Source organism: Noviherbaspirillum sp. (genome assembly GCF_035654295.1).
In the GTDB taxonomy this organism is placed as follows: Bacteria; Pseudomonadota; Gammaproteobacteria; order Burkholderiales; family Burkholderiaceae_D; genus Noviherbaspirillum.
Genome location: NZ_DASRXF010000025.1, coordinates 18292 through 30024 on the forward strand (window position 1 = coordinate 18292; position 11733 = coordinate 30024).

Below are 11733 nucleotides of genomic sequence, written 5' to 3' on the forward strand. Positions count from 1 at the left end.
CCGCTAGATTTCATCGGTACCGAGGTCTGTTTCGTGAAAGAGCAGTTGTTGCACCTCCGCTTCCATCACGTTTTCCAGCACCGTCTCGGCCGCCTGCTCACATAGCCCCAGCAGGTCGGAACGCGCAGCGGGCAAGGCGGTCTGAAAAACGCGGCGTTGCGCATACTCCACCCAGATGCTGCCGCCGCGCGCCGACGGTCGTTCGTGCACTGAAATCGCATACCGTTGCGCCATTTCCCGGTCCCGCCAAAAGGCGGAGAAGTGCCGGTAGAACTCGTGCCCGGCGGCGGACACCGTCCGGTCCACGACGATCCCCGGGTACGCTTCGCGTTTGATACGAACGCCCCCCGCCTGAGAGATTTGCCCTTCTGCGCCCCCGGCATATGCAGCGTGCAGCGGGCCCGTGAGTAGAAAAGCGAGCGCATACTGCGCGCGAAAACAAACAGCGAAAAGGCTTTTCATTTTTCGTTGCAAAGTTTACATGCAAAAAACACAATACCGGACTATACCTTGCGATTGTCAGTTTGCAAACTTAATTGATGGTTCTCCACGCACTTTAACGTTCCCTCGAGTCGTGCTCGCGTCTCGATCGCGAAGAAGAAAAAGGAGGGTCTTTGCATGGTTGTACCGGTCGACACTCCGTGAATTACCAGCAGACAGAAATTGCAAACCTGCTATTTGCTTTGATCTAAATCGGCGCTGCATTTGATGTGTTTTTTGAAAGCTTCCGCGCATCGTGCTCGTGCGCCGGTTGCCATCCGATGCCGGAACGTCAGGGGACGTACTAGCGTGCTATACTCGGCGCCTCTTCCGACGGAACCGGCCGATAGCCGGCAGGCCCTTGCCGCCGTGTTTGCGCGCACGTTTCCGCTTTCTTCACTGCGCCCAGCTTGGGCTTGGATTGACCGGGGTGTGACGATGCGGCGCCGACCTCTTCTCGCGGTCTTGATGACCTTATTGCTGGCCGGCGCGGCCGCGTATGGCGCGGACCGTCCGTTCCCGGCGCCGACCAAGCGCGGCACGATGACGCCCGCGCCCTTCCCGGAAATCGTGATTGACGGCAAATTGCGCCGCCTGTCGCCCGGCGCGCGGATCTGGAACCAGGACAACCTGATCGAAATGGCGACTGCGATCCGCGGCAGCAACCTGGCGGTGAACTATACGGAGAACTTCCAGGGCGACATCGACCGCGTCTGGCTCCTGACGCCGGAAGAGGCGCGCGTGCCGGTCGCCAAGCAGATCAACACCTTGCAACAGTAATTCCATGCCGAAAAAAGTATTCATCAAAACCTTCGGCTGCCAGATGAACGAGTACGACTCGGACAAGATGGCAGACGTACTGAACGTGTCCGAAGGACTGGTCAAGGCGGACACGCCCGAGGAAGCCGACGTCATCCTGCTCAACACCTGCTCGGTGCGCGAGAAGGCGCAGGAAAAGGTGTTTTCCGACCTCGGCCGCCTGCGCGAGCTGAAGCTGACCAGGCCCGATCTCGTGATCGGCGTCGGCGGCTGCGTCGCCTCGCAAGAGGGCGAGGCGATCATCAAGCGCGCGCCGTATGTGGACGTGGTGTTCGGTCCGCAGACGCTGCACCGCCTGCCCGACCTGATCAGCAAGCGCCGCCAGACCGGGCGCTCGCAGGTCGACATCAGCTTCCCGGAGATCGAGAAGTTCGACCACCTGCCGCCGGCGAAAGTCGAAGGCGGCGTCGCCTACGTGTCCATCATGGAAGGCTGCAGCAAATACTGCAGCTACTGCGTGGTGCCGTACACGCGCGGCGAGGAAGTGTCGCGCCGCTTCGACGATGTGCTGGCGGAAGTGGCGCTGCTGGCCGACCAGGGCGTAAAGGAAATCACGCTGCTCGGGCAGAACGTCAATGCCTACCGCGGCGAGATGGCCGACGGCGAGATCGCGGACTTCGCGCTCCTGATCGAATACATCGCGGAGCTGCCCGGCATCGAGCGCATCCGCTTCGTCACCAGCCATCCGAAGGAATTTACGCAGCGCCTGATCGACACCTATGCGAAGGTGCCGAAGCTGGTCAACCATCTCTACCTGCCGGCGCAGCACGGCGCCGACCGCATCCTGATGGCGATGAAGCGCGGCTATACCGCGCTCGAGTACAAGTCGGTGATCCGCCGCATGCGCGAGGTCCGTCCGGGGATATCGGTGTCGAGCGACTTCATTGTCGGCTTCCCCGGCGAGACCGATGCGGATTTCGAGCAGCTGATGAAGTTCATCGAGGACATTGGCTTCGACAGCAGCTTCAGCTTCCTGTACAGCCCGCGTCCGGGAACGCCGGCGGCCAACCTGCATGACGACACGCCGCACGACGTGAAGATGAAGCGCCTGATGCGCCTGCAATCGACGATCGAGGCAAACACCCGCAGCATCAGCGCAAGCATGGTCGGCAGCGTGCAGCGCATCGTGGTCGAAGGCCCGACCAAGAAGAATCCGGAAGAGCTGCAGGGCCGCACCGAGAACAACCGTGTCGTCAACTTCCCGGGCGGGCCGAATGCCGCGCGCCTGATCGGCCAGATGATCGACGTCAATATTGTGCATGCCTATCCGCACTCGCTGCGCGGAGAACTTGTCATCAAAGAGTGAATCTCAAGCGATAAGATCAACCTATTTTGAAAACAAAAATTCCTGCCCAACCGCAACATTTCATTCCGGACCCGCTCGATAACAAGCGGCTTGCGCACCTTTGCGGGCCGATGGATGAAAACCTCCGCCAGATTTCCGCTGCCCTCGATGTGACGGTATTCCGCCGCGGCGAGAAGTTCGTCGTGAGCGGCAACAACGCGGCACGAGCGGTCGAATTGCTGGAGAATTTCTACCAGCTCGCCGACAACGCCATTTCGGTCGAGGACATCCAGCTTGCGCTGGTCGAGCAGCGCGCGGTCAACCAGGGCAACGGCGCGGAAGCGAAGGAAGACGCCGGCGACGAGGCAGAGGAAGCGATTCCGGTCTTGAAGACGCGCCGCAACGACCTTCGCGGACGCACGCCGCACCAGACCCAGTACATCAAGTCCATCCTCGAGCACGACGTCACCTTCGGCGTCGGCCCGGCCGGCACCGGCAAGACCTACCTCGCGGTTGCCTGCGCAGTGGATGCCCTCGAGCGCGACGCGGTCAAGCGCCTCGTGCTGACCCGTCCGGCCGTCGAAGCGGGCGAGCGCCTGGGCTTCCTGCCGGGCGACCTCGCGCAGAAGGTCGACCCCTACCTGCGTCCGCTGTACGATGCGCTGTACGACCTGCTCGGCTTCGACCGCGTGCAGAAGCTGTTCGAGAAGCAGGTGATCGAAATCGCGCCGCTGGCCTACATGCGCGGCCGCACGCTGAACCATTCCTTCATCATCCTCGACGAGGCGCAGAACACCACGCCGGAGCAGATGAAGATGTTCCTGACCCGTATCGGCTTCGGCAGCAAGGCGGTGGTCACCGGCGACGTGACCCAGATCGACTTGCAGCGCACGCAGAAGAGCGGCCTGGTCGATGCGGTGCAGATCCTCAAGCAGGTGCGCGGCATCGCCTTCACCAATTTCACCAGTGCCGACGTGGTGCGCCATCCGCTGGTCGCGCGCATCGTCGATGCGTATGATGCAGCCGCCCCCAAGAACGCGGCCTTGAGAAATGCCCTCAGAAAATAAACTCTCGCTCTCCGTCCAGTATCCGGATCCACGCCTCAAGGAAATCATTACACGCAGCAAGCTGCGCCGCTGGGTGCAGGCCGCGCTGTTCGCCCCGGCCGAGCTGACCATCCGTTTCGTCGATGCCGAGGAGGGTCGCGCACTCAACCATGCGTACCGCGGCAAGGATTACGCCACCAATGTGCTTACCTTTGCCTATACCGAGGACGAGGACAGCGAAGTCACGCAGGCCGACATCATCCTGTGCACAGACGTACTGCAGCGGGAAGCGGCCGAGCAAGGCAAGACGGTGGAGTCGCATTCGATCCATCTTGTGGTGCACGGCGTGCTGCATGCGCAGGGCTACGACCATGAAACCGACCACGAGGCGGCGGAAATGGAACAGCTGGAAATTGAAATACTGGCAAGCCTGGGCGAACCCAACCCGTACGCCGAGGCTTAGAGTCTGTTCAGGATCTGTTCGGCATGCGTGTTCGAGGCGGAAAGGATGCACCACCAGCCCTTTCCGCGTCGAACCCTGCGGGCAGACTCGCACTCCAGAGACTGAACAGGCATTAGATTTCGGACAAGATGCCTGCCGGGTTTTTTTGAGCCCACGCACGCATTTGTTGTATGCTTATATCCACGTCAACAACGGCTTCCCGCCATATGCAAGATCACCCTAGTGGTGCCAAACTCCTTGACACCAAACCTCAGCGTTCCCTGTTCGAGCGCCTGACCGCACTGATATCCCCTGAGCCCGAAAACCGCGCCGAACTGCTCAAGATCCTGCAGGAGGCGCACGAGCGCAACCTGATCGACGCCGATGCGCTGTCGATGATCGAAGGCGTGTTCCAGGTATCCGACCTCTCCGCGCGCGACATCATGGTGCCGCGCCCGCAAATGGACGTGATCGACATCAACAAGCCGATCGACGAATGGATGCCGCTCGTGCTCAAGACCGCGCACTCGCGCTTCCCCGCGGTCGACGGCGACCGTGACAAGGTGGTCGGCATCCTGCTCGCGAAGGACTTGCTGCGCTATTACGCGGATGAATCCTTCGACGTGCGCGACATGCTGCGTCCCGCCGTCTTCATCCCGGAGTCGAAGCAGCTCAACGTGCTTCTTCGCGATTTCCGCGCCAACCGCAACCACATGGCGATCGTCGTCGACGAATACGGCGGCGTCGCCGGCCTCCTGACGATCGAGGATGTGCTGGAACAGATCGTCGGCGATATCGAGGATGAATACGATTACGACGAGGAAGAGGACAATATCCTGCCGGTCAACGACGGCGCGCTCGGCCTGCGCTGGCGCGTGAAGGCGCTGACCGAGATCGGGCAGTTCAATGAAACGCTCGGCACCGACTTCTCGAACGACGATGTCGACACGATAGGCGGACTGGTCGCCAACCACCTCGGGCGCGTACCGCGCAAGGGGGATGTGTTCGACATCGGCACGATCCGTTTCGAAGTGCTGCGCGCCGACGCGCGCCAGGTGCACATGCTGCTGGTGCAGAAGCTGGCCGAGCCGCGCGTGGCGACGGCGTCGTGAGCGGCGCCGATGCGTTCCGCTCCCCTGATACGGCCCGCGCGCGGGCCGGCATAACGATAAACGACGCCGCCGCGTGAACATCCGCCTGTCCTCCCGCCCCGATTCGCCGCTCCCCTACCTCGCCGCGCTGCTTGCCGGCGCGGCGAACGTGTTCGCCTTCGCGCCCTTCGGCTGGTGGCCGCTGCAGATCCTGATGCTGGCGCTGCTGTTCGCGCTGCTGCGCCGCGAAACCTCGGTCCGGCGCAGCGCGCTGCTCGGCTGGGTGTACAACGCCGCCTGGATCGTGTCCGGCACCCACTGGCTGTATATCAGCATGCACCGTTACGGCGGGTTGCCCGGGTGGATGGCGGCCACGGCCGTGGTCCTGCTCGGCACCGGGCTCGCCACCTACGCGGCGTTCGGCTTCGGCGCATCGGCCTGGCTGCGCAAGCGGCGCGCGCTGGGAGACGCCGCCTACCTGCTGCTGGTGCTGCCGGCCGCCTGGACGCTGGTGGAATGGACGCGCGGCTGGGCCTTCACCGGCTTTCCCTGGGTCAGCTCCGGTTATGCGCATACCGCCGGCCCGCTCGCGGGCTATGCCCCGCTGGTCGGCGTGTACGGTATCGCGCTGCTGTCGGCCATCATAGCCGGCTGCCTCGCGCTGCTGCCGGCGCGCCGGCTCCCGCTCGCGCTCGCCGCCGCGCTGCTCGCGGCCGGCATCGGGCTGCGCGCGGTGGAGTGGACGCACCCGCATGGGCAAGCCCTGTCGGTGCGCCTGTTGCAGGGCAACGTGCCGCAGGAAATGAAGTTCCAGCCGGAGCAGATCGAAGATACGCTGGCGCTGTACCACCGCATGATCACCGACACCCCGGCCGACCTGATCGCGACGCCGGAGACGGCGATCCCGCTGCTGTCGCGCCAGCTGCCGCCCGATTACCTGCCGCGCCTGGCCGACTTCGCCGGCAAGTCCAACAGCCACCTGGTGGTCGGCATCCCTGTCAGCGACGGCCCCGGCCGCTACGCCAACAGCGCGCTGGGCATCGCGCCCGGCGCGGCGCCGGCCTACCGCTACGACAAGCATCACCTGGTCCCGTTCGGCGAATTCATCCCGCCCGGCGCCCGCTGGTTCGTCGAGATGATGCGCATCCCGCTCGGCGATTTTTCGCGCGGCGCGCCGCTGCAGGCGCCATTCCGGGTGCGCGACCAGACAGTGCTGCCGAACGTCTGCTACGAAGACCTGTTCGGCGAGGAAATCGCCGCGCAGCTTGCCGCCGGCAACGGCATTCCCGAAGCCACCATCCTGTTGAACGTGTCGAACATTGCCTGGTTCGGCGACTCGATCGCGCTGCCGCAGCATCTGCAGATTTCGCAAATGCGCGCGCTGGAAACCGGGCGGCCGATGCTGCGCGCCACCAATACCGGCGCCACCGCGGTCGTCGGCCCGAAGGGGGAAGTGCAGGCGCAATTGCCGCCGTTCGAGCGCGGCGTATTGGCGGCAAAGGTGCAGGGCTATGCCGGCCTCACCCCTTACAGCCGGGCCGGCAATGCCACCGTCCTCGCCGCGGTGTTGCTGATGCTTTCCGGTGCCTGGATTTTGCGGCGCGGCAAGCCTGACAATCCGCAAAACGCCGCCGAAACCCGTTAAAATCTAAGGCTTTAGAGAATTTCCATCATTCATCCTCAGTCCGAGCGGGGTCGTTCCTGCCGGCGAAGGAATCCTACGATGCTCACATTTCAACAAGTCATCCTGAAGCTGCAGGAGTACTGGGACGCGCAAGGCTGCGCCCTGCTCCAGCCCTACGACATGGAAGTCGGCGCCGGGACCTCGCATACCGCGACCTTCCTGCGCGCGATCGGCCCGGAGCCCTGGCGCGCCGCCTACGTGCAGCCGTCGCGCCGTCCCAAGGACGGCCGCTACGGCGAGAATCCGAACCGCATGCAGCACTACTACCAGTACCAGGTGGTGTTGAAGCCGGCACCGGAAAACATCCTCGACCTCTACCTCGGCTCGCTGGAAGCGTTGGGTCTGAACCTGAAGCAGAACGATGTGCGCTTCGTCGAGGATGACTGGGAAAACCCGACGCTGGGCGCCTGGGGCCTGGGCTGGGAAGTGTGGCTCAACGGCATGGAAGTCACGCAGTTCACCTACTTCCAGCAGGTCGGCGGCCTCGACTGCAAGCCGGTGCTGGGCGAGATCACCTACGGCATCGAGCGCCTCGCGATGTACCTGCAGGGCGTGGAAAACGTGTATGACCTGGTATGGACCGAATGGGAAGAACACGGCGCGGCCGGCGCTCCGGTGACCAAGCGCCTGACTTACGGCGACGTGTTCCACCAGAATGAAGTCGAGCAGTCGACCTTCAACTTCGAGCATTCGAATACCGAATTCCTGTTCTCGCTGTTCGGCAGCTACGAAGCCGAAGCAAAGCGCCTGATGGAAGTGCCGCTGGCGCTGCCCGCCTACGAAATGATCCTGAAGGCGGCGCACACCTTCAACCTGCTCGATGCGCGCGGCGCGATTTCCGTCACCGAGCGAGCCGCCTACATCGGGCGCATCCGCAACCTGTCGCGCGCGGTCGCGCAGGCCTATTACGATTCGCGCGAGAAGCTCGGCTTCCCGATGTGCGGGGATGCGCGCAAGGCAGCCTGACCGGACAACCACGATAGAAGAACATGAACCAGACACTGCTAGTCGAACTTCTCACCGAAGAACTCCCGCCGAAGGCGCTGGCCCGGCTCGGCGACGCCTTCGCCGCCGGTATCTTCAACGGCCTGAAATCGCGCGACTTCGTCGACGCGAATGCGGTCGCGACCGCATTCGCGACGCCGCGCCGCCTGGCCGTCGCAATCAGCAACGTGCGCGCGACCTCGCCCGACAAGTCCATCCGTGAAAAGGTGCTGCCGGTGTCGGTCGCGCTTGACAAGGAAGGCAACCCGACGCCGCCGCTGGCCAAGAAGCTGGCAGCGCTCGGCTTCCCCGACCTGAAGGTGGCCGATCTGGAGCGCGCGGCCGACGGCAAGGCGGAAAGCTTCTTCTACACCTACACCGCGCCGGGCTCGACGCTGCACGCGGGCTTGCAGGCGGTGCTGGAAGAGACGATCGCCAGGCTGCCGATCCCGAAGCTGATGAGCTACCAGCGTCCGGACGGCGCCACCGTGCAGTTCGTGCGCCCGGCGCACAAGCTGATCGCGCTGCACGGCGCCGACGTGGTGCCGCTCGCGATCCTCGGCCTGTCGGCCGGCCGCAGCACGCTCGGCCACCGCTTCCTGGCACCAGGCGAAATCGCGATTGCGAACGCCGAATCCTATGCGGCGACCCTGGAAGTGCAGGGCAAGGTGATCGCCTCGGTCACGGCGCGCAAGGAGCGCATTCGCGCATCGCTGCTGGAACAGGCCGGCCACGACAAGGTGCTGATGCCGGAGAGCCTGCTTGACGAGGTGACCGCGCTGGTCGAATGGCCGGTGGTCTATCCCTGCCAGTTCGAGGAAAGCTTCCTGTCGGTGCCGCAGGAATGCCTGATCCTGACGATGCAAACCAACCAGAAATACTTCGCGCTGACCGATTCCCACGGCAAGCTGCGTTCGCGCTTCCTGATCGTGTCCAACCTGGAGACGACCGATCCGCAGCACATCATCGGCGGCAACGAGCGCGTGGTGCGCCCGCGTCTGTCGGACGCGAAGTTCTTCTTCGAGCAGGACAAGAAGAAGAAACTCGCCGACCGCCTGCCGGGCCTGGCCAACGTGGTCTACCACAACAAGCTGGGAACCCAGGCGCAGCGCACCGAGCGCGTGACGGCGCTGGCCGGGAAGATCGCGGCTTCGCTCGGCGCCGATGCCGCGCTGGCGGAACGCGGCGCGCTGCTGGCCAAGACCGACCTGCTGACCGACATGGTCGGCGAATTCCCGGAACTGCAGGGCATCATGGGCACCTACTACGCACGCCACGACGGCGAGCATGACGAGGTGGCGCTGGCCGCATCCGAACACTACCAGCCGCGCTTCGCCGGCGACGCGCTGCCGTCCACGCAGACCGGCACCGTCGTCGCGCTGGCCGACAAGCTGGAAACGCTGGTGGGCATCTGGGGCATCGGCCTGCAGCCGACCGGCGACAAGGATCCGTTCGCGCTGCGCCGCCACGCGCTGGGCGTGCTGCGCATGCTGGTGGAAAAGCGCCTGCCGCTGTCGCTCAAGACGCTGCTGCAGGATGCGGCACAACTGTTTGCCGGCAATGCCAACTTCAAGGATGCCACCGGCGAGGTCAAGGATTTCATGCTCGACCGCCTGCGCGGCCTGCTGCGCGAGCGCGGTTTCGCGCCGAACGAAATCGAGGCGGTGGTGGCGCAGAACCCGGACCGCCTCGACAACATCGTCGAGCGCCTTGATGCGGTGAAGGCCTTCGCGGCGCTGCCGGAAGCGGAATCGCTGGCCGCCGCCAACAAGCGAATCACCAACATCCTGAAGAAGACCGAGGTCGGCGCCGCGACGGTGAACAAGGACCTGCTGAAGGAGCAGGCCGAATCCGGCCTGTTCAACGTGATGCTGGAACTGAAGCCGACGGTCGAGGCCGCCTTCGGCAAGGGCGACTTCACCGGCACGCTGAAGACGCTGGCGCGCCTGCGCGACAATGTCGACGCTTTCTTCAACGACGTGATGGTGATGGCCGAGGACGAGCAGTTGCGCAACAACCGCCTCGCCCTGCTGTCCGACCTGCACGGCATGATGAACCAGGTCGCCGACATCTCGAAACTGGCGGCCTGACAGCAAGGCGGAGAGCAACGTGCACGAACCCGTGAAACTGATCATCCTCGACCGCGACGGCGTGATCAACCATGACTCCGACGACTTCATCAAGTCGCCGGCCGAGTGGGTGCCGGTCCCCGGATCGCTGGAAGCGATCGCCCGTCTGCACCAGGCCGGCTACCATGTGGTGGTCTGCACCAACCAGTCGGGCATCGCACGCGGGCTGTTCAATATTGTCACGCTCAACGCGATACATCAGAAGATGCATGACGCGGTGAAGCTGATGGGCGGGGAGATCGATGCGATCTTCTTCTGCCCGCATTCGGCCGACGACAATTGCGACTGCCGCAAGCCCAAGCCCGGCATGCTGCAGGGGATCGCCAAGCGTTTCGACGTCAGCCTGAAAGGCGTGCCCACCATCGGCGACTCGCTGCGCGACCTGCAGGCCGGATTCGTGTGCGGCTGCGTCCCCTACCTGGTGTTGACCGGAAAAGGCGAGAAGACCCAGGCCAAGGGCGGACTGCCGCCCGGCACCACCGTCTTCCCGAACCTCGCCGCGGTGGTCGACCATTTGCTGAAAACACCGGTCAGCGTCCCGGCGGCCGGCGTTCCGGCCGCTGCATGATATCTACGCGCCGGCACTGACCGGCAATCCTGGAGATTCGATGTCCAACTTCATCCTGTTCCTGCGTTCGCTGGTCTTCCTGCTCCTGATGGTCGTCGCGACGCTGATCTGGGCGCCCATCTGCTTCCTGTTCGCGCCCTTCCCGTACAACCAGCGCTATCACGTGACATCGTTCTGGAACAGGTTCGTGATCTGGTGCGCGAAGACGATCTGCGGCATTCGGTACCAGTTCAAGGGCTACGAGAACCTGCCCGACGCGCCGGTGATCCTGCTGTCCAAGCACCAGTCGGCGTGGGAAACGATTTTCCTGCTGTACACCATGCCGCGTCCGCTGGTCTACGTATTCAAGAAAGAGTTGCTGTACCTTCCGTTCTTCGGCTGGGGCCTCGCGCTGTTGCGCATGATCCCGATCGACCGCAGCAAGGGCAAGGATGCGTTCGCGCAGGTGGTCGAACACGGACGCCGTCGCCTGGCCGACGGCCAGTGGATCATCATGTTCCCGGAGGGGACGCGCTCGTATGTCGGCAAGAAGGGCAAGTACAAGGCAGGCGGTCCCAAGCTCGCGGTGGAAACCAACACCCTGGTCGTGCCGATTGCGTTGAATGCGGGCGAATGCTGGCCGAAGAATTCCTTCATCAAGAAGCCGGGGCTGGTTACTGTTTCGATCGGAAAGCCGATCTCACCGGCAGGAAAGACGCCGGTGCAGTTGCTGCAAGAAGTTGAAAATTGGATAGAATCCGAGATGCGAGTCATTTCCTCGCCCGGAATTTATTCAACCGACAACGTCCCCGAATCCCTTGAAGCTGCTACGCCAGACTCCGCCTGATCCCCAGCAGCTGTCGCTGCAGCTCGATTTCTTTTCCCCCGACTACTCGTCACGGCCGGCCGTCGACCAGCCGGCACCGGCGGCAGTGCCGGCGCCGGCCCTGCCGCCGGCGGATGCGCCGGAACTGCAGCCCTCCCCCGCTGCGCCGCAACCCGGGCGCCGCCGGGTGCAGGTGCAGGATCATCTGCTCGAATACCGGCTGCAGCGCTCGAAGCGCCGCTCGATCGGCTTCGTGATCGACGAGGATGGCCTGCGCATCACCGCGCCGAAATGGGTGACGGTTGCCGAGATCGAAAACGCGATCCGCGAAAAACAGCGCTGGATCTTTACCAAGCTCAACGAGCGCCGCGAACGTTCCGCGCGCCGCCTGCAACCGCAC

The 11733-nt window shown here is 63.8% G+C and carries 12 protein-coding genes; 11 read left to right on the plus strand and 1 reads right to left on the minus strand.

All coding sequences use genetic code 11. From position 1 onward, the window contains the following. Positions 1–3: 3 nt before the first annotated feature. Entirely contained in the window at positions 4–462 is a 459-nt protein-coding gene (locus VFF99_RS03035) for a CsgE family curli-type amyloid fiber assembly protein (RefSeq protein WP_325014873.1), read from the minus strand. A 486-nt stretch (positions 463–948) separates the two neighbouring features. On the opposite strand from VFF99_RS03035, the gene VFF99_RS03040 reads away from it, so the two are divergent. The 11 genes from VFF99_RS03040 to VFF99_RS03090 all read left to right on the plus strand — a co-directional run. Continuing rightward, positions 949–1260, plus strand: coding sequence for a hypothetical protein (locus VFF99_RS03040; RefSeq protein ID WP_325014875.1), 312 nt, complete (start codon positions 949–951; stop codon positions 1258–1260). 4 nt (positions 1261–1264) lie between these two features. Beyond that, the gene (gene miaB, locus VFF99_RS03045) at positions 1265–2605 is read left to right on the plus strand and encodes a tRNA (N6-isopentenyl adenosine(37)-C2)-methylthiotransferase MiaB (protein WP_325014877.1); all 1341 of its coding nucleotides are present in this window, start codon (positions 1265–1267) and stop codon (positions 2603–2605) included. Between the two features lie 26 nt (positions 2606–2631). Continuing rightward, positions 2632–3651, plus strand: a complete 1020-nt coding sequence (locus VFF99_RS03050) for a PhoH family protein (protein ID WP_325014879.1) — start codon at positions 2632–2634, stop codon at positions 3649–3651. Continuing rightward, complete coding sequence (gene ybeY, locus VFF99_RS03055; RefSeq protein ID WP_325014880.1) at positions 3635–4093, plus strand: rRNA maturation RNase YbeY; 459 nt, start codon at positions 3635–3637, stop codon at positions 4091–4093. The genes VFF99_RS03050 and ybeY overlap by 17 nt, the downstream gene beginning before the upstream one ends. A 206-nt stretch (positions 4094–4299) precedes the next feature. Beyond that, positions 4300–5184, plus strand: coding sequence for an HlyC/CorC family transporter (locus VFF99_RS03060; RefSeq protein WP_325014882.1), 885 nt, complete (start codon positions 4300–4302; stop codon positions 5182–5184). A 73-nt stretch (positions 5185–5257) separates the two neighbouring features. Further along, on the plus strand, positions 5258–6808 hold the full coding sequence (lnt, locus tag VFF99_RS03065; protein WP_325014884.1) for an apolipoprotein N-acyltransferase: 1551 nt from the start codon (positions 5258–5260) through the stop codon (positions 6806–6808). A gap of 78 nt (positions 6809–6886) precedes the next feature. Beyond that, on the plus strand, positions 6887–7813 hold the full coding sequence (glyQ, locus tag VFF99_RS03070) for a glycine--tRNA ligase subunit alpha (protein WP_325014886.1): 927 nt from the start codon (positions 6887–6889) through the stop codon (positions 7811–7813). 23 nt (positions 7814–7836) lie between these two features. Then, positions 7837–9921 (plus strand): glycine--tRNA ligase subunit beta, encoded by a 2085-nt coding sequence (gene glyS / locus VFF99_RS03075; RefSeq protein WP_325014888.1) that lies wholly within the window; start codon positions 7837–7839, stop codon positions 9919–9921. Between the two features lie 31 nt (positions 9922–9952). Beyond that, positions 9953–10528 carry a D-glycero-beta-D-manno-heptose 1,7-bisphosphate 7-phosphatase gene (gene gmhB, locus VFF99_RS03080; RefSeq protein ID WP_325014895.1) on the plus strand — a complete coding sequence of 192 codons (576 nt, stop codon included), beginning with the start codon at positions 9953–9955 and terminating at the stop codon, positions 10526–10528. A gap of 40 nt (positions 10529–10568) precedes the next feature. Then, a complete protein-coding gene (locus VFF99_RS03085) occupies positions 10569–11354 on the plus strand; it encodes a lysophospholipid acyltransferase family protein (protein WP_325014891.1) in 786 nt (261 codons plus the stop codon). After that, positions 11326–11733 (plus strand): YgjP-like metallopeptidase domain-containing protein (locus VFF99_RS03090; RefSeq protein ID WP_325014893.1); only part of this gene is annotated, 408 nt, incomplete at its 3' end. The genes VFF99_RS03085 and VFF99_RS03090, both read left to right, overlap by 29 nt.